The sequence below is a fragment of the Paenibacillus sp. SYP-B3998 genome, assembly GCF_010820665.1.
In the GTDB taxonomy this organism is placed as follows: Bacteria; Bacillota; Bacilli; order Paenibacillales; family NBRC-103111; genus Paenibacillus_E.
The window spans coordinates 564,209-582,087 of sequence record NZ_JAAIKC010000001.1; the positions used below are offsets into that span (position 1 = coordinate 564,209).

Annotated in this window: 24 protein-coding genes and 2 pseudogenes; 20 read left to right on the forward strand and 6 right to left on the reverse strand. The window is 36.6% G+C overall.

Features of this window, described 5'->3' with window-relative positions; genetic code table 11:
- Positions 1-19: 19 nt before the first annotated feature.
- The 4 genes from GK047_RS02480 to GK047_RS02495 all read left to right on the forward strand — a co-directional run bounded on the left by GK047_RS02480 (position 20) and on the right by GK047_RS02495 (position 2,891).
- Entirely contained in the window at positions 20-664 is a 645-nt protein-coding gene (locus GK047_RS02480) for a hypothetical protein (RefSeq protein WP_163940746.1), read from the forward strand.
- 268 nt (positions 665-932) lie between these two features.
- Entirely contained in the window at positions 933-1,124 is a 192-nt protein-coding gene (locus tag GK047_RS02485; RefSeq protein WP_163940748.1) for a hypothetical protein, read from the forward strand.
- A gap of 95 nt (positions 1,125-1,219) precedes the next feature.
- Positions 1,220-1,690: a DinB family protein gene (locus GK047_RS02490; protein ID WP_163940750.1), complete on the forward strand. Its 471-nt coding sequence runs from the start codon at positions 1,220-1,222 to the stop codon at positions 1,688-1,690.
- 847 nt (positions 1,691-2,537) lie between these two features.
- Complete coding sequence (locus tag GK047_RS02495; RefSeq protein ID WP_163940752.1) at positions 2,538-2,891, forward strand: hypothetical protein; 354 nt, start codon at positions 2,538-2,540, stop codon at positions 2,889-2,891.
- Between the two features lie 211 nt (positions 2,892-3,102).
- Here the strand turns inward: GK047_RS02495 and GK047_RS02500 are convergent, their stop codons facing one another.
- The 3 genes and pseudogenes from GK047_RS02500 to GK047_RS30295 form a co-directional block, all read right to left on the reverse strand.
- Complete coding sequence (locus GK047_RS02500) at positions 3,103-3,585, reverse strand: hypothetical protein (protein WP_163940754.1); 483 nt, start codon at positions 3,583-3,585, stop codon at positions 3,103-3,105.
- Positions 3,586-3,720: 135 nt separating this feature from the next.
- A pseudogene (locus tag GK047_RS30290) lies at positions 3,721-3,864 on the reverse strand (GHKL domain-containing protein); the annotation flags it as partial.
- Positions 3,828-4,401: pseudogene (locus GK047_RS30295) on the reverse strand (LytR/AlgR family response regulator transcription factor); the annotation flags it as partial. The pseudogenes GK047_RS30295 and GK047_RS30290, both read right to left, overlap by 37 nt.
- A 587-nt stretch (positions 4,402-4,988) precedes the next feature.
- Between GK047_RS30295 and GK047_RS02515 the strand changes: the two are divergent.
- The 4 genes from GK047_RS02515 to GK047_RS02530 all read left to right on the forward strand — a co-directional run bounded on the left by GK047_RS02515 (position 4,989) and on the right by GK047_RS02530 (position 7,157).
- Positions 4,989-5,627: an amidohydrolase family protein gene (locus GK047_RS02515; protein WP_163940756.1), complete on the forward strand. Its 639-nt coding sequence runs from the start codon at positions 4,989-4,991 to the stop codon at positions 5,625-5,627.
- Between the two features lie 23 nt (positions 5,628-5,650).
- Positions 5,651-5,959: a hypothetical protein gene (locus GK047_RS02520; protein ID WP_163940757.1), complete on the forward strand. Its 309-nt coding sequence runs from the start codon at positions 5,651-5,653 to the stop codon at positions 5,957-5,959.
- A gap of 474 nt (positions 5,960-6,433) precedes the next feature.
- Positions 6,434-6,772 (forward strand): HIT domain-containing protein, encoded by a 339-nt coding sequence (locus tag GK047_RS02525; protein ID WP_163940759.1) that lies wholly within the window; start codon positions 6,434-6,436, stop codon positions 6,770-6,772.
- Positions 6,773-6,902: 130 nt separating this feature from the next.
- Complete coding sequence (locus GK047_RS02530; protein WP_163940760.1) at positions 6,903-7,157, forward strand: hypothetical protein; 255 nt, start codon at positions 6,903-6,905, stop codon at positions 7,155-7,157.
- A gap of 540 nt (positions 7,158-7,697) precedes the next feature.
- Here the strand turns inward: GK047_RS02530 and GK047_RS02535 are convergent.
- Complete coding sequence (locus GK047_RS02535) at positions 7,698-7,862, reverse strand: hypothetical protein (protein WP_163940762.1); 165 nt, start codon at positions 7,860-7,862, stop codon at positions 7,698-7,700.
- Between the two features lie 200 nt (positions 7,863-8,062).
- On the opposite strand from GK047_RS02535, the gene GK047_RS02540 reads away from it, so the two are divergent.
- The 7 genes from GK047_RS02540 to GK047_RS02570 all read left to right on the forward strand — a co-directional run bounded on the left by GK047_RS02540 (position 8,063) and on the right by GK047_RS02570 (position 11,581).
- A complete protein-coding gene (locus GK047_RS02540) occupies positions 8,063-8,272 on the forward strand; it encodes a hypothetical protein (protein WP_163940764.1) in 210 nt (69 codons plus the stop codon).
- Positions 8,273-8,507: 235 nt separating this feature from the next.
- Positions 8,508-8,813 carry a hypothetical protein gene (locus tag GK047_RS02545; protein WP_240343741.1) on the forward strand — a complete coding sequence of 102 codons (306 nt, stop codon included), beginning with the start codon at positions 8,508-8,510 and terminating at the stop codon, positions 8,811-8,813.
- 64 nt (positions 8,814-8,877) lie between these two features.
- Positions 8,878-9,234 carry a hypothetical protein gene (locus tag GK047_RS02550; RefSeq protein WP_240343742.1) on the forward strand — a complete coding sequence of 119 codons (357 nt, stop codon included), beginning with the start codon at positions 8,878-8,880 and terminating at the stop codon, positions 9,232-9,234.
- A complete protein-coding gene (locus tag GK047_RS02555; RefSeq protein WP_163940765.1) occupies positions 9,218-9,457 on the forward strand; it encodes a hypothetical protein in 240 nt (79 codons plus the stop codon). The genes GK047_RS02550 and GK047_RS02555 overlap by 17 nt, the downstream gene beginning before the upstream one ends.
- Positions 9,458-9,578: 121 nt before the next feature.
- The gene (locus tag GK047_RS02560; RefSeq protein WP_163943566.1) at positions 9,579-9,923 is read left to right on the forward strand and encodes a DUF5412 family protein; all 345 of its coding nucleotides are present in this window, start codon (positions 9,579-9,581) and stop codon (positions 9,921-9,923) included.
- 381 nt (positions 9,924-10,304) lie between these two features.
- A complete protein-coding gene (locus tag GK047_RS02565) occupies positions 10,305-11,156 on the forward strand; it encodes a DUF6973 domain-containing protein (RefSeq protein ID WP_163940767.1) in 852 nt (283 codons plus the stop codon).
- A 95-nt stretch (positions 11,157-11,251) separates the two neighbouring features.
- The gene (locus GK047_RS02570) at positions 11,252-11,581 is read left to right on the forward strand and encodes a hypothetical protein (RefSeq protein ID WP_163940769.1); all 330 of its coding nucleotides are present in this window, start codon (positions 11,252-11,254) and stop codon (positions 11,579-11,581) included.
- A 430-nt stretch (positions 11,582-12,011) separates the two neighbouring features.
- On the opposite strand, the gene GK047_RS02575 is transcribed toward GK047_RS02570, so the two are convergent.
- Positions 12,012-12,263 (reverse strand): acyl-ACP--UDP-N-acetylglucosamine O-acyltransferase family protein, encoded by a 252-nt coding sequence (locus tag GK047_RS02575; protein ID WP_163940771.1) that lies wholly within the window; start codon positions 12,261-12,263, stop codon positions 12,012-12,014.
- Positions 12,264-12,748: 485 nt separating this feature from the next.
- On the opposite strand from GK047_RS02575, the gene GK047_RS02580 reads away from it, so the two are divergent.
- Both GK047_RS02580 and GK047_RS02585 read left to right on the forward strand, forming a co-directional pair.
- Positions 12,749-13,624: an AraC family transcriptional regulator gene (locus GK047_RS02580; RefSeq protein ID WP_163940773.1), complete on the forward strand. Its 876-nt coding sequence runs from the start codon at positions 12,749-12,751 to the stop codon at positions 13,622-13,624.
- Between the two features lie 270 nt (positions 13,625-13,894).
- On the forward strand, positions 13,895-14,359 hold the full coding sequence (locus GK047_RS02585) for a VOC family protein (protein ID WP_205516223.1): 465 nt from the start codon (positions 13,895-13,897) through the stop codon (positions 14,357-14,359).
- An 82-nt stretch (positions 14,360-14,441) separates the two neighbouring features.
- Here GK047_RS02585 and GK047_RS02590 read toward each other — a convergent pair whose 3' ends face one another.
- The gene (locus tag GK047_RS02590) at positions 14,442-15,203 is read right to left on the reverse strand and encodes an SIMPL domain-containing protein (RefSeq protein WP_163940774.1); all 762 of its coding nucleotides are present in this window, start codon (positions 15,201-15,203) and stop codon (positions 14,442-14,444) included.
- A gap of 385 nt (positions 15,204-15,588) precedes the next feature.
- On the opposite strand from GK047_RS02590, the gene GK047_RS02595 reads away from it, so the two are divergent.
- The 3 genes from GK047_RS02595 to GK047_RS02600 all read left to right on the forward strand — a co-directional run bounded on the left by GK047_RS02595 (position 15,589) and on the right by GK047_RS02600 (position 17,711).
- Complete coding sequence (locus GK047_RS02595) at positions 15,589-16,446, forward strand: hypothetical protein (RefSeq protein WP_163940776.1); 858 nt, start codon at positions 15,589-15,591, stop codon at positions 16,444-16,446.
- 186 nt (positions 16,447-16,632) lie between these two features.
- Entirely contained in the window at positions 16,633-16,761 is a 129-nt protein-coding gene (locus GK047_RS30085; protein ID WP_275901624.1) for a hypothetical protein, read from the forward strand.
- 92 nt (positions 16,762-16,853) lie between these two features.
- Positions 16,854-17,711 carry an NAD-dependent epimerase/dehydratase family protein gene (locus GK047_RS02600; protein ID WP_163940778.1) on the forward strand — a complete coding sequence of 286 codons (858 nt, stop codon included), beginning with the start codon at positions 16,854-16,856 and terminating at the stop codon, positions 17,709-17,711.
- The last annotated feature ends 168 nt before the right edge of the window (positions 17,712-17,879 follow it).

Below are 17,879 nucleotides of genomic sequence, written 5' to 3' on the forward strand. Positions count from 1 at the left end.
TTGATTATGGGGGAACTTTATGAAATGTTATTACCATAAGGAAATTGATTCTTTGATTAGTTGTAAACAATGCGAGATAGCACTATGCCTAGAGTGTAGGAATGAAGAATATATTGAATATTGTCACGCATGCGCTTTAGATTATAGGAACAAAGAATATGATAAAACACAAAAAAGCTACCGCAAGCATGATTGGCAATTATCAAACGATAAATGGCTTAGATATATTGGTTGGTATGAAATAATTGGTGGAGTAGTTGGGATATTAACAATCCTTATGGTTATTTTGCAATTTCAAATGTTAAATTTAGTATCAATTTGCTTGATCGCAGGCTTTTTCTTTTTATATATTTTATCAATAGTATCAGGTGTTTTACTTCTTAAGAACAAAGCAAGTGGAACGATATTAAGCGTCTGTTTACAAGTCCTACAAGTACCCCAATTAATGATACATGGTATCACTTACGTATTTATTTCAGGAGCTTCGTTAGCAATAAAGTTCGTGTTTGGTTCTGAAACAGCCATAGGGTTAAATTTCTGGATTTTGAGTAAGTTCCAATTTAGTTTTACTTTCCATAATACGCCGTTTTTAATTTCAATTAACATAATACCATTATTAATATTAGTAATTTTTCACAAGAAGAAACAGTTACTAAATTCATAGGTTCAATAATTAACTCAAGTTTCGCACCTTGAAAAACGCCTCAAAATATTGATGTTACTAGGGTAGCAGCATAAAAATTAGCGAACTTGACAGACCCTTGGCCTGGGAAGTGCCAGCGTTATTTGTTTATATAAATATGACCTCATAGGATACTCAATATTTGAAACGATAGTTTAAATAAAGATGTATGGCAATGCCGAATCTACGTAAACGAAGGCAAAGAAGCTTGTGATGCCAAAGGGATTTCTTTTTTACCATTAAAATACGATTGAAGCATCTGACAGTTGGGAAAGCTGATTGGAAGCAGTTGGAGCGGCCAGCAAAAGAGCGGATTAGGGCGGCAGTACAAAACCATGTTCCTGATATGCGTACTCTTTTCATGCAATATATCGGCGGAGATATTAACGAGTTCATGCTCTGTAACTTGTTGTCATACCTGCGAGATATTTTTATAAAATGACCCTATCTGCACGTTATGAATTAGGAACGTATGTTTGCGTTTATTGGTAGTTTATGGTATCCTAACCATAGGATATTACTGAAGGGGGAATTGCTGTGGCTGTTAAGCAAAACAAAGTATTGAACCAGTTCTCAGATTTTTTGCTTTGGGTTGACAACTTGAAGGAAACCGCCAAAGACTTATGGTTGAACCCTGTATCTACGGGGAAATGGTCTCTTAGGGAGATTTTAACTCACATTTTGTATTGGGATAGGAACAGTTTAGAAATGATGGTTCCAAATATGTTGGAGGGTGCTAAATTATTCTTCGTGGATATTGAGAAACATAACCAAGAAGCCGCAGTATTTGCACAATCGTACAATTCCTTAGATGCACTTATTGATGACCTCATCAAGACGCGAAAGCAGTTACTCGATTTGCTAGAGGAAAAATACAATGACACTACGAAATTCACTATCGACAATCGCAACTATACATATAAGAAGTTTGTTAATGTATTCATACATCATGACGAACACCATAAGAAACAAATCGAAGCCTTTCTAGAGCAAGAGAAAAGTGCATAAGACATAATTTCCCTACCAAATGTTTTATTAATTGACAAAGAAATATTCGAAACGCTTAATAAACATAATATTTGATATGATGTGACACGATTAATGAACCCACCTAAACGTTTACCGTTCGGGTGGGTCTTTTATTGCACAAAGTCATGCCGATCAACCATTGAGCTAAGGGGAGATTAGCGTGGTGATTAATATAATGTCTCATGTTCAAACAAACAGAGAACTATACCTTTACGACTATGAGGTTCGAGTTTTCGAAGGTTTTCGTTTCTTTTTTGGCAGAATAGTTTCAATATTGCTGATGGTTACGTTTTTGTTTGCAAAGGAGTGCTCGGCGGAGTGGCGATGGCTGAAGTATGGATACGACGAATTTGGACAGATGACTCCAATAGTGCGGCGCGACCCCGGCTGAACCCCTTTTCCACCAGTTGCACTTGGTGAAAGCTTCGCCTAGATTACCCCAAGTATACTGAGGTAGGATCCACATGCTCCAAACTTTTTTAATCCTTCAATCGTCTTATGAATATACATATAAAATCCAAATTTGGATAACAATTTCAGGTTTGGTTAGCACCTTGACCTTCGGCATGACAGTAAGCACTTTTGCGAGTGGTCAGCTCAAAGAAGTTAAAGCATTTCTAAAACCAGACGTTAAACTAAATGTCAACGGGAAATAGCTTGTTCATTAGGGGTAATTGAGTCTATAATTCAAGTTCAGAGGCGATACTAGAATTCAAAAGTTTAAAACTATATAAAAGAAAAGTAAACGGTCGTTCCGACTCATGGAAGGTTTTATTTATAAACGATAAACATTACATGGTAACTACAAAAAGGAAGGGGTCGTGCAATGCATATCCGGAAAAAGGTATTTATTTTAGTTTTTGTTACTTTAATGACGGTGTTAATTGGATGCTCTAACAATTCCAGTCAGTCAAATGATACTATAGAAAATAATAATGAAATCCTAGGAGTAACAAATGAGATAAGAAAAATAACGTCGTCTCAATTGACTCATATAAAAAGGGATATGACATACAAAGAAATAATAAAAGCATTAGGCAACACCAGGGATATTGGATCTGGAATATCTATATTCAGATATGAATATGAAAACGGTGAATTCCTTGACATTAAAGTGATTGATCATGATCTTGATGCAAAAATAAGTGAAGAAGTCTACCAGTACATCCAAACGTGTTGAATAATAAGAAACCATAATTCAAATGACGGCCCTGCAGCTGGCAAAATAATCGGCTGCCATATTAACATTAGCCGTATATATACTCTGTCGAAACTTGATGGCTGGCTATAGATTCATCAATCAAAATAAATGGTAGAAAAAATTGGAAAGAAAAAGGGAGCCTTCTCAATAAGAGATAGGGCTCCTTTTTTAAAATATATGCTGGAGTAAACTACCAATGTCTTGCAGCAATGTATACGGTAGCACTATTATAAAAATTACTATAAGATCCAAGATTCCAGCTAAAAGAGCTTGGGTCAGTAATACCGGTGTTAATAGATGCTTGCTGACCATGTTTTTCAGACCATTTACCAGTGTCATTCTGAACCATGAAGTGATAGTCAACCAAATCTGAACTAATATCAACTTTTCCGTTTTTATTAGTATCAATCCAGCCGACTCGGAAAGCGATACGATGCTCATCGCTATTTATCGCAGCTGTTCTACTGGAAAGAATTCTCCATGAATCCTTCAGATATAATTGGTTGTAATTTCCGTCATTAACGATGAGTCCAGCAGTGTAATTAATGTTAGTAAAGTAGCCAGCATCATTTACATTAGAAACACCATCTCCATCACCTGGGTTCAATGCCCAACCGGTGACCGGTATTGTAAAAATCATAGCGGTCATTAATACAGAAACCATCTTCTTCATTATTAATTCCTCCTCGTAATTTTTTCTAGATTGCTTGCTGAATTCATCATACAAGGAAGAAGGCTGTTATATTAAAAGCACACTGAAACGAAAAAAACGATCCCTAAACAGCATGATTGTCTAGGGATCGTTCATTTAAAATGGCAGTAGAATCATATTATGAAATACTTTTTGTTTCGTTTCAATGGTCATATGACCACCGTACTTGTCGCAGATTCTAGCTATATTTGTTAGTCCAATACCATGAAATTCCGGGTTTGGCTTTTGGCTGCGTAAGTGGGGCCTTTGCTTTCATAGGTTTGACTCGTGGTAAAAAAATGTAGTTTGCTTTTGATAGTTAAGCTTTTGGCAGCTTCAATACTAATGAGGTCATCATATTTTATAACAACTTCTTCATAGGCTGACTTGATGACCATAAACTTTTTATCAAGTGCTTGAAAGTATTGGTATAGTTTGATGATTTTCTCCTCCAAGATCGAGGGGGCAATGGGTTTTATCAAATACTGGAATGTCATGACATCAAAACTTTCCACCATATATTCAGGGTAGCTTGTCAGAAAAATAATTTGCTCATCCAGGTTATTTAACCCTCTTTTTTCGGGCTGTTTGAATTCCGTTCATCCCACCCATTTCAATATCCAAAATTAAAATATGGAATGGAGTTTCATGGCGCTCATAATAGGATACTAACTGCTCTCCCGAGCCGAATAATTCGATTTCAAAATCTATATTTGTTTTTATCGACAACGTAATCAGGATGGTTTTAACAAGCTCTCTTTGTTTTTCCTCATCATCGCAAATAGCCACTCTATACATAAATGATATACCCCTTATTTCCATTACCTTTATTCTAAAACTCTATATAAGCATGATACAACCTTCTGACTTTATATAGATAGCTTTTGGATGAAATGCAAATCCGAATCCCTCAATATCACTCTTGAAAAGCGGATAGGAGATTGAGGAATTCATTGACTAACGAAAATCCGAAGAATGTAAGGCGGGAATCCCGTCTTGTACTCCTTGCATATAGAGGCACTCCTTTTCAATGTTGTGCTTGCGAGTTAAAGTGTCTTCATATTGGGTAAATAGTCGTTGTGTAGGCTCATTAGTAGTGAGCTTGATTTCACTTTTTAAGTTTTCTATTATTTCGACGAGTGATCAAACCTTAACTTTAAAGCATCCATAAACCAATTTGGCCATTTTTCCATAATTGCCACTATCCCCTTCCTGTTGTTCGAGTGTGTGCATGCTAACTCTGATGGGAAAGGATGGCAAGTTGTTTGTTAGTTTGTTTGATACTATAAAGTTATTGTTGGAATTATTTGGAGTTCGTATATACTGGAATGAGTGAAGGCAGTAATAATCGGTTAAAGGAATGATTTTATTTGAAGGAGGTTCATATGAAATTTATAATTATTCAACCAAAACTTGAAAAGGACATTAAACAGCTTGAAAATGAGTTGCGAAATAATCCTTCCGTGGATGCAGTTATATTTCCAGAGGGATATTTGAATGAAAATGTGGAACAAGCATGTATTTTAGCAAAAAGCTATAACACAACCCTAATTGGAGGATATAGGAGATTACTGGATAACCCAAAAGATAGAGCAATTATAATAAATCGTAAAGGTGAAATCGTTCTTGATAGATTTAAATATAGCCCAACATCTTTTGTTGTAGAAGAAGGTCTAAGAATTGGTCACATACTTTGTGACGAGTTAGTAGTACAAGGCATTACAAGCGAAGAAGCAAATGATATTGACTTGATTGTTCATCCAATTGGTGTAGGCATGTTTAGCGAAGACCAATTCGAAGAATGGATAAATGAAGCACAAAAAATTGCAATTAAATTTAAAGCTATGATTATTGGTACAAACCATGCCGACGGTTCATTTAGAGATAGTGACGTGTCGATACCTATTGCATATTGCATTGATAGTAACGGAGAGGTTGTTTTTATTTCAAAAAATGACGTTCGTCCACGGATATTAGATATTCGAAATAAAGAGGTTATAGCCTTGCAAATAGCTAATGAATAAAAGCACGATTTTATTATGCAAAGGTGAGCGCAATGCGTTTCCTAGATAAATTTATGAAGCGTACATTGTTTTGCCCAATATGCAATTCAGAGTTGAATTGGTTTGGTACTGTTGTTGGTAAGGGCTTCCAAAAAGGTGAGTTAAAATGCGTGACATGTGACAAGTATTTTATAAATGATTCAGAATTAACGGAAACTGATACTCCAAGACGGCGCGTAGAACATTTCAAACAACAAGGTTTTGACGATAAAGGTTATCAAGGTGTTCCAACAAGTTACTTCTATAAACCTGCTTGGCTACGGAAAATTGAAAAGTTGCTGCGGGTTAAATAAAAGAGCAATTTTATTTAGAAACGGAGCAATGTGTGTAATGTATTGTTGGAGAATAACGAAGTACGACCCACAGTTTCGTTCAGATAGAGGTGTCTACACAAAGGACGAATGGACTTCAATATCCGATTTAGGACGTATTTATGACGGTAAATCGTTCGAACTTCAAACATACAAAGAAACAGAGGATAGATATGTAAATGCTATTTTATCATTTATTGAATGTCTGGAACTACCGTGCTTAATGACTCATGATTTATGGAGACAAGATATTGTTGACTTTGAACGTGAAAGTACCAGTAAGTTTCAAACCATTTATTCAAAGGAGTTGATGGATACTTATATTGACAACGATAACGATGATTAAATATGACATGGATTTCATTAAGTGAATTGAAAGTTTTAATACACGGATGGAAAATGATAGGGAATAGTCTAAAGCTAATCATTAAATAGAATAAAGGGGCATAACCTACAATGTCGTGTGTATTCTGTAGAATTATTAAAAGGGAAGAACCTGCTGAAATTATTTATGAAGATGAATATGTAATATCCTTCTACGGGCTTCATTCTGTAACAAACGCTCATGTACTCGTAGTTCCGAAAAAACATATTGAGAATGTACTTGATATTGAGGAAGTGGATGAGAAATATATAATCAAAGTGTATTTAGCAATCAAGGAAGTTGCTAAACAACTTGGCATAAGTGAAACAGGATTTAGAGTGGTTACTAACATCGGAGAGCATGGACAACAAGAAGTGTATCATATCCATTACCATGTAATAGGTGGACGACAACTAAAATGGGAGTTCTAACCGTATTATTGTTATTGATTTAGATGATCCCGAAGATCCTAATCGTGATTTAATTCCAGAAGATGTTTTGTGGTTCGAGAAATCAGCGGATAGATCATCGGGTAGCGTATTTAAACCCGTAGGCAGCAATATGTTTGCAATTTATACTGACTGCAGTATAAGTGTTAAATATGAAGTTGGACTAAGAGGAAGTGCTGGAGAAGCAAGTAATGGCAGCTATTTTCAAATAGTCGGTTTTCCTAAAGGAGATTTATCTTCGGATAGCGGAAGTGGTTTGATGACCATTTCATTTACAGGAATGAATGACTACGGTTCAAATCAAACACTGAGCCATCCTTTTACGCCCATATATACCTCAATACTTAATCCAAATATATCGCAGTAAAGTGGCTGCAAATACTGGATATTTCGTTGGATGCTGGAAATTAGACTAACCATTATATCTCTATCACCGTCTTCACACATGTGGAGTGCGTGGTTGGGATATATCGGGAAAACCCAATCGAATAGCAGATCTTATAATTTAGCCCTTTCGTATAGAGAGAGGTTATTTAACATTTCCAAGACATCTCTAATAAAGTGAAATTTTTAATATTTCAAGTGAAAACTATGGTAAATAATGACTGTTTGCGATACATTGAAGTACGTTGGAATTAATTGTCGAGAGGAGTCATTATATGACTTACTCAACTTTCGCAACTTAGTTCTCCAAACAAACCCTTGATATAACAAGGCAAACTAGAGATCCATTCGCGGGCATTTCGAAGCAACTGGCCGATTTGCAAGGTTGCTAACTGAGAGTGGAACTGATATTTTATTGGATTGCTTGTTAGAGGTTAAACAAACCCTGCATAATGAAAAACCTATTTTCCTTCATGATAGAAGCAATACAAGTTACTTGTCTACTACAATAAATTTTGATCCTTTAAGTAATAAAAGTAGATTTAACAAGAATGATTTTTATATGATCCGATAACAGTGAAATTTGCTTGTTAAACGGTGAATGTGGATTTTGTTGCTCGACGATGAATGATAACTCATCAAAACGATGTTTAAGCGCATGAATGAACCAATCTGGAAAATCTCCCATAGTGTTATCCCCTTCCTGTTGTTCGAGTGTGTGTATGTTAACTCTGATGGGAGGGGATGGCAAGTTGTTTGTTAGCTTGTTTGATAATTTAAAGTTATTATTGGAATTATTTGGAGTCCGTATATATACTGGAATGAGTGAGGGCAGTAATAATCGGTTAAAAGAATGATTTTATCTGATAGAAAAACAAGGAGAACTAGATGAAATTCGTATATGAGTTAACTGGTAGCGGTTGGGCAGACGGATTTATTGAAATTGAATCTAATAATGTTCGTTTTACTGCAAGTTATCTGACCGATGCATTAGATGATTTGCTTCGTTGTCTAATTTCCATAATTCCAGTGTGTGTACCTTATCCTCAAAATAAAACAGTTTTTGAATTTGAGGAAGAGCCTGATGGTGCGTTATGAGGATTGATTTGATGCTAAAAGAAAGTCCAGTCTTAAAGTTGGATTCCATATGTCCTCTTAATGATTTGGCGAGGGCTGTTCTTATTGCATTGGAAATCCTACTTGAGAAACATGGAGTAGAGGGATACAAGAAATTATGGGTTTTGCATGATTTTCCTATGAATCTTTATTTGAGATTAAAAAGTTACTTGGATGCCAATGGTAAATAAAAATAAAAGCATGATTTTATTAGAAGATGGGTGGAAAATTGAAATACATATGTCCTATTTGTGGATTTGATGAATTTAAAAATGCACCATATGACGAGAATGGTAACGAATCATTTGAAGTTTGCCATTGTTGCGGTTTTGAGTTTGGATTTGATGACGTTCATGAGGGGCATACATTTGAAAGTTACAGAGCAAAGTGGATTGGTGAAGGGGCATTATGGTTTTACCAACCAACTAAACCTATCAATTGGGACTTGAATCTACAGTTGGGAAATATTGAGAAAATACAACCTATGTATTTGCCTTGTTACCTTCGTAACAGAAATCAGTAACAACTTTAATGAAAGAGCAATTTTATTCTGAAAGGGCGAAGTGTCAGATATGCCATATACTCATATGATTTTGGAAGTTCATTGCCTGCATGGAATTGGGGAACAAGAAGAAAATGAACGTATTCCAGAATTTTGTAAACGTGGAGTGGGCAAGTTAGGATATCACTGCATGGAGAATAAATGTGCTTTTATGGCGTTTACAGATGCACCTAATGAAATTGCTTATTCTGGAAATGAAGGTGTGATTCCAGATGGAGATACTCTTATAGGGTTTGGTGGCGATATGGAACCCCATGACTATAATAAACATGAAATAGATGAACTAAAGAATATGTGGGAAAAGATATGTAGAAATAAAATTCAAGAAGCATACGATGAATACATGGTTCTATTCAAGGAGAAATATGGAGAACAGAAATAAAAGGGCAATTCAAATCAATTGTCCAGAAAGATATTGCTTTTTTTGGCTTGATGAAGGAACTTGTGGATGTCCCTTCGGTACTTGTTTTAGGATTGAAGAAGATAATAAGAATAGAGATATGAGCCAAATGAACCAGAGCATGACAAGGCTGGGCTTCCTTACGATTATTTCAATAAAAACAATCAATAAAACATGGATTTCATTAAACGAATGGGCAGAATAAGATAATGAATTAGGACAAAGAAAATAACAATGAAATTATTAATTATGGAGGGAAATGGAAAATTTAAACGATGACAAAAGTAATATTTTAGAAAGCAAAAGAACCAAAAAAATATGCTCAAATTTTACTTTCAATTGGATTGCTATTCATTGGTTTAATTGGATATGGAATTTACTGGGCTTTCTTTGACGTGAATCGCCTACCGACGGGTGATTTAATTGAACAATCTACCTTTCCAAACGGCAAATATACAATTAATGCGTACGTACCTAGCGGGGGGGCAACGACTGACTTTGCTGTAAGAGCAGAACTTGTTTTCAACAAAAACTCTAAGAAGAAAAAGAATATCTATTGGAATTATAGAGAAGAGAATGCATATATCGTATGGATCGATGATGATACTGTTAGAATTAACGGTCACGTCTTAAGATTGCCAAATGAGAAATATGATTTCAGGAGTGATTGAACTTACTATTTAAGGAATTAAGTTTACGGGAAAATTTAGGGGAATTAACAACCCAAACGTATTAAATGTTTATTAATACTTCTTCAAAACCCCAATGATGCCTAATCAAGTTTTCTAAGGCTATACAACGAACTTTCATTATTATCTTCCTCTCTTCCCCTTAAAACATGAGATTCATTGGATATTACCTTTGGATTTCTCTAAATAAAAAAACACAAAATGACATAAGTTTATACAAAAACGGATACCAATAATACACACGACGCAAAAAAATTAGACTCATAGCATTTACAAATTCTTAATTAGCATTATATGGAAGAAGAGGTTATATTACCTATATGACTTGCGCAGGTCAAAAAGATTTTTGGAGGCTACTCAAAAATGAAGAAATTATTTGCTGCAACTGTCCTATCATTTGTTCTAGTATTATCTTCTTCCGCTAATGCTTTTGCTGCCGAATCTACTACAGTTTACAACGAAAGTACATTGCAATCAAAGGTTCAAGATTTTTACAAGAAACATAAAAACCAAGCGGTACTTTCTAAATCCGATCTTGAAGAAGCCGAAGCAATTAATAACCAAGTAATTAGTTTTGTGAGAAAATACGATATTAAAACTACAGGCCCATATAAAGCCTTGGATTACACAGAAACTGACCTAAGCAAAAATATTGAAGCAAGCCTAAATTTAGATGAGCCTTTTTTAAATAGTACAAAAATAGCTACTGCTTTTTTAAATTCAAATACTGCTAGAGATGCCGCTAAAAAATATGCAAAAGATAATGGATATGGTGATATTACTTGGGACAATAAAGCGGATGCCTTAAGACATTTTTCATGGAACTTTTTAATGGGAAAATCAATCGGCGTATCCGAGGCAAGAACAATTGCAAACAACCATGAAATAGCAGGAGTAGCCGCAGCGAACTATATAAATCGTAGTGACCTTACTTATAATGAAAAACTAGTTTATGGTACAATGTACGGGAAACAAACTCGCGAGAAAACACTCAATGATAAGCGAGAGTTCAACCTTGCATTTTATGATCCGAGTATTATGGATCTTGTTAATAATGCAGAAGGTAGAAGTTATTCAAGTAATTCAAGTTATTCAAGTTCTCAGTATTTGGAGGCATTTAACTACGCAGTTGGCAATTCCTCCTACTTAATTACTGATCTTTTCCAAGTATCTAATACTACTAGAGATCGTGCTTGGTTAGTTTGGTACTATTAAAATATTCACAAGTTCACTGCTAACTCCGTAATATTTTTGCTTGCGGAGTTAGCAAGCCTATATTGCAATTTATTAACTTTAAGGAGCGCACTATTTTGAAAAAGTTTAATATCGTCTTTGGCATATTCAGCTTATTGTTTGCATTAGCTTTTTACACAGTTTCTATAATGTGGATTGGTATGAGCAGATTCGACGCTAGTGAAGCCCCACCAGGAGACATCACAGATCAAGCTAAAACTCATTTACTGATATCATATCCCGCATATTTTTTACTCATTCTTTCCGTTATTTATGTTGCAATGCTTTTACCATATAGACCATTTTGGAATAATAAAAAGAATGCATTAGCTTATTATATTTTGCTAATAACTTCAGAGGGAATCCTAATGGCAAGTGCCTTATATTATTTTCTCTGGTTCACATAGCCATTGTTTTGCGATAATCTATTTGCACTCAGTTTAATAGTTACAATTGAAATGTAGTTTTCTATTCGTAACTTCATTTACAGTATGTATAGCGTATCGCGACTCCAGTTCTTTTACTTTTAGCTCCACATCTTTAATCAAGTTAGAGAATTGTTGATATGTTAAATCTCCATGTTTGATATTCAACATGAATTCTCTTTCAGAGCCATCATAGTAAATTGAAGAGGCGAAGTTGGAGAAGTCAGTATCATAAAATCGGATAATAAATTTTAGGAAATGCAATGACATCATTGCTTTTTTTGTGTTGTAGCCATACTTTTCAATAACTTCTTTTTGTAGTTCTGAGTTCGGGTTAAGTATATCTTTCATTTGTCCATGATACATACCATAGCAGCTATTGTATAAATTCCTTAAGTTTATCCTTGTTATTTCATCCCCTCAGTCCAACAATCTTATTTATTTCTGGAATACTAAAAGTCTCAATTTCTACCGAATACAGCAGCTCTAAAAACGTTAGGTTTGAGTTATAAAGCAATTTTTCTAACTTTCGCACATCGTGGATTTCTACATCTTCAATTTCAGAAGTTGTAAAGTTTTTATAGACTACTCCATTATATAAATCATCAAAAGTTGGCAACACAAATAACTTTAGCTTTATTTGAAGCATAATCGTCTGCCACATAATCAAATATAACCCAACTAACACCTTGCGAACGAAGATTTGATAACTTAATGCAAATTTTTTTGTCGCCTATTTTTAAATAATAATGTTTCGCTATTTCAATACTGAATATGGTTTCAGTAGCAATCTCTTTTATTATTTTATCGATTTCTGGATGACCTTTACTATCTCTCCGAATTTTTCTCAGGTACCCCAAAACATTGATTTTTTAAATCGAAAATATCAATATTCTATATAGGATTCATCTTGATGAATCCTTTTTTTAAAAGAATTGATTAGGACTATTTTTGTCCCTATTCACATACCGGAAGCGTTAATCATATATCCCTTTCACCGTCTCAACACATGTGGAGTACGTAATATGGATTTCTGAATAAATAAATCAGATGTGACAATATGACGCCAATGAATTAAACTGATTAACGACTAAGCATCCAAATACCCCTTAATAGGGAGGACAAGATAATGACCATATCTACATGCCGATGAGTGACAGAACGGTTAAAGTGCCGCAAGGTCTAGAAATTACATCTAATAATCAAAGTACATTGAAGGTACAAGGGTTCACGGTCGTAGAGTCCTGCACACGTACGCGTGGGAAGCAAGGTTCTATGTTTCTAGACGATCACCTGCTGTTGTTTGTACTAGAAGGCATTTACAAGATCCACTTTGGAAATCAGACGTATATTGTTCGCAAAAATGAAATGGTCTTATTGCAGAGAGCCATCGTGATTCATTATGAAAAATCAGGCGAGCCCAACAAGGACTATTCGCTGGAATACATGATGTTTTTTCTGAAGGATGAATTGCTCAAAGAATTTATCAAAATGAGTAACATTAAATTCACGCAGCCGTCGGAGCTAGTGCCTGTATTGATTCATCCTGTGAATGTACGGCTGCAGAAATACATAGAGTCGATTAAACCCTATTTCAACGAGTCTGAAAAAATAGAAGACAGTTTGGTCCGCATTAAGTTGCTAGAGCTATTGTTCGATATCGCTAGTGAGAAAGAATCGATGATGCAGCAACTGCTCCAACTTAAGCAACAAGTGCGTTCGAATCTTTCAATGATTATTGAAGAAAATATCATGAATCCCGTATCAATAAAGGATTTGGCCTATTTATCGGGCAGAAGCCTGTCGAGCTTCAAACGGGATTTCCAAAGCATTTACAACATGCCTCCATCCAAATGGATACAACAGCGTCGATTGGAGAAGGCCAAAGAGTTGCTGACTTATACGGCTATGTCAGTTACAGATGTTTGCTTTACAACAGGCTTCGAAAACGCCACTCATTTCTCCAAAGTGTTCAAAGATTACTTCGGCTGTCCACCGTCCTCCCTTAAGCAGGAGTTAAGTTGAATATAAACGAAGAGAAGAAACCCCGATTCGGCACTTTAATTGCTGAATGGGGTTTCTTTCGTTAAACGATTGGACTGGAAATGATTAAAACATAAAGCGAGTGATTGGTGAACGAGAGGCTTACGATAATAAATTGAGCCAAATGAAAAGATAAGTTGGACTTCTAAGAACAGTTGAACGTAAACAGCCGTGTTAAGCTGAAGTCATCGCCTAACTATCAAATATATCTAATTGGGCCGATGAATATATTCCTAAGGAGAGAAATTTATTATGTCCATGTCTGACCTGTCCCCACAAAATAATAAGCGTACTTTTGCCTCTATGAAGGGTCATCATGTTGCTGTACGTGTTCCTGATTACGAGGCAAGTAAACGGTGGTTCGTTGAGAAATTGGATTTCCGAGTCGTGCAAGAGTGGCCTTACGGGGATATGAATCTTGCTTACTTAGCACCTGCGAATGACAATACGTTTTTCATAGAAATTCTTGGTGGGGGAACACCGAGTAACGCTCCCATTCCTTCCACGGTCAACGACAGTCTTCATGAGGCTGGTTACCATCACTTCTGTCTCCATGTAGACAGGATGGACGATATGATCGCTGAGTTGCGTCGGCGTGGTGTAACGATTATCGGCGAACCGTTTGAGTTGGAAGCGATCAATCGTCGCCTGGCCTTCATAGCCGACCAATGGGGCAACCTCATCGAACTCGCTCAATTACTTGAAAATGAAATTTAAGACTTTAATTAAACAGAAACAGGATGCATCATAGCTGCATCCTGTTTCTGCTAGTTTAAATGATAGCTTGCTCATGCGGTGCTTATTGAAAATCATATTGAACGCTAACGCTTGTTTTTATTTTTAACTCTCCTGCAGAAATAGATGTTGCTGCATTAGATGCAGTGCTTTGTTTCATCGCAATAGAACTCACATTATCGAAATAAATCGGTGAAGCATAGCTTCCATTAAGTGTTACATTCATTACACCTTTTAGTTCTTTGCTCGCATTTTTGGCAATTGCTTTTGCTTTATTTTGAGCGTTACTCATCGCTTTGTCGATCGCCTGAATTTCATATTCCTGACGCTTTTCAGTGTCAAATTGGACACCATTAATTTGATTGGCTCCAGCGTCTGAAGCAGAATCTAGTAATAAGCCTATTTTATCCATATCCCTATAGGTTAGTTGAACGGTTTGTGTTGCTGTGTAACCAGTGATTTTAGGTTCCTTGTCATCATATGAATAAACAGGCTGAACTTGAAATCCGGTTGTTTTCACATCTTTTTTGTCGAATTTATAGGTATCATAAAATACCTTCTCAAGATTGGCGAAACTTTGAGCGTTCTTGGTTTGTGCATTATTTGCAGTATCAGCCTTGGTGACAATCCCTAATGTGATATAAGCAACATCTGGCGTTAAAGTGAGCTCTCCTTCTCCAACTACGGAAATGGCATGCTTTTCAGTTTCGCTCGTTGCTGCAAATGCAGGCTTTGAGTTTAAAGGATTTAAATTTGAATACATAAAAAAGGCTAACAATACAACAAAGAATCCTACATAAAATGAATATTTTACTTTTCGGTTCATTCTTAATTCCCCCTGTTCTAAAATGAAATTCATCTATGGAGACGTGGAAATGATAGGAAATGTTGCAGTGCTTTTCGAAAATTATTTTGAGGCTGCTAGGTTTATCCACATACCGAGTAAATCATTTACAATCTGTATCGATAATCGGGGGTCCTATTGACTAATGTAAAAATTTAGCTAAAATTAGCTGGTGATAGGGTGTTTGAACCGAGAAAACTAGAATACTTTGTTGATGAGCCAGCATAGGTATCGACAATAGACGAGTTCCACGTACCGTTCCCCCTGCGATTATTCCCTCCTCATTAATACACTTAAAACAGTCCGTTTTGTCATCTGCTTTAATTTTTTCAATGATTAGAAAGAGGAATGCAAAGCAAGTAAATGCATGTTTAGAAATTCAAATGAAGAGATTTTCCCCCTGGAGGCGTCTATGTTTATCATAATAAATCGTTTAAGAGCCATGATTATTATTGGGTTAATTGGGCTCGCTCTAGGTTCGCAGGGGTGTAGATCAAATGATAGCGTTAATCCTACATCAAGCCTGGTCGAAAGCACACCTACACCAAAGAGCACGGAAACTTTCGTTAAAAATGTTAAAGAGGAAATTATTTTAAAAGACATCATTGGTAATGAGGCATTACAAGATCAAAAGCAAACACCTGAAGAAGCAGTTGTACATTCAATCCAATGGAAAATGTCTAATGATACAATTATTTCTGCATCAAAGGATTCAATCGTATCGAGTCATATAATCGGAAAGAATAGCTTGGTGTCAGTCAAACTACCTGAAACAACGAAAACGTGGTATAACTTTATTTTTCTCTCTTATAAGGATCAGAAGTGGGAGATTACAGGTGTGGTTGATCTGCCAATTCCAACTGCGGAAAACCTTTCTTCTGAAAAAGAAGGCTTATCACTTCCCATGAGTAAGTTCGCTGCAATTAAATTTATGGGTCAAGACTCAAACTCAGATCATAGTTGGATATTTGCAAATGAAAGTAAATTTGCTGTCATTGGAAAGTATCCTCGAGAGGCATTAACGCTTCCTGCTAGTGCTAAGGAAGTTTTGATAAATGGTCATGATGCATGGGTCAGTCTAGAAAAGGAAAGCTCGCTTCTATTTTATTTTGATCAAGAATACCTGATTTGGATCAGTGGGAACATGTCTTTGGAAGAAATTCAGAGCTTAGCGAATTCCTTACCGTCAGTTGCTTCACCAAGGTTTCCTACAAAAATTAATTGAAAATAAACGCTATATCTAAGTATTTAGAGACTTACGAAGACAAATAACTATGTTGCATTCAGAAGCCAAGCTGGTAAACAAGGGAACGGTGATGAGTTTAGGTTTTGCTGTTTTTGCTTATGGCGATAAAGAAAATAGGGAATAATTGATGTGAAAGATGGAAAATCAAGCGGGAAAGGAGCGAACATGATGGAAGTGGATAACTTGCTAGAAGAGCTCTTTGCCTCCCAAGAAGAATGGTTAGTCACCAAGAGTGAGCATGCCTTCACCATTGAGCCAGTTGCCAATCAAGATCACCTAGAATATGAAGACTGATTGATAATCATTTGAACTGAAATCCAATTCTGTCACAATAAGCTTCCTGATTTCGCCTTAGACTTAGATGTCCTAAGTTAGGAGGCTAGGTTATGAAAATTTTAGTTACTGGAGCAACGGGTGTCATAGGGCGCTTGTTGCTTCCTCTTTTAGTAAAAGAAGGTCACGAAGTCATTGGTATGACTCACAACCCGTTATTAACTAGCCAGATTCGAACGCTTGGCGCGTCGGCTGTGCTGGTAGATGCTCTGGATCGAGATGCGGTCGCGGCTTCACTGCGCGAGGCTCGCCCTGAAGTTGTCATTCATCAACTTACCTCACTAAGCACGCTGAATGTGGCGGACAACGCCAAGATACGGACGGTAGGAACGCGAAATTTAGTGGATGCGGCACAAGCGGCAGGTGTGAGGCGCATGATTGCGCAAAGTATTTCCTGGGCTTATGAACCTGGCTCAGAACCTGCAAGGGAGGAAGCATCGCTAGATACGGAAGCTCCCTTACCGCGAAAAACGACAATTGACGGCGTTATTGCACTAGAGCGCGCGGTAGCAGAATTACCAGAGCACGTGATTCTTCGTTATGGCCAGCTTTACGGCCAAGGAACTTGGTACGATCATAATGGATTGTTCGAGGGAAAAGTGCGGCAGCAGCAAGTACCTGCAACGGAAGGCGTTAGTTCCTTCCTGCATGTTCACGATGCGGCTCAAGCTGCCTTAAAGGCACTGCACTGGCCGAATGGATCGGTGAATATCGTCGATGACGAACCCGCACAAGGAAAGGTCTGGCTTCCTTTCTACGCTTCGGTTATTGGAGCGCCTGCTCCGAAAATTGAAGATGTCAGCAATCGAGGGGAACGAGGAGCCTCCAATGCGAAAGCCCGCAATACGTATGGGTGGGAGCCTGCTTATCCCTCTTGGCGAGAAGGCTTCAAAGGTTCATTAAGCGAGTGAATGTATAGATAGACGACGGCTGCCATTATGGCAGCCCTTTTCGTTTTATGGCAGAGAAGAATGAACAACGATTATCTAGAATAGATATAAAGAGAGGTAGACGAGTTTGAAAATCTAACAAAAGCGTAAATGATGGAAGCGCTTGAAAAATGACTTTCAAAACGATGA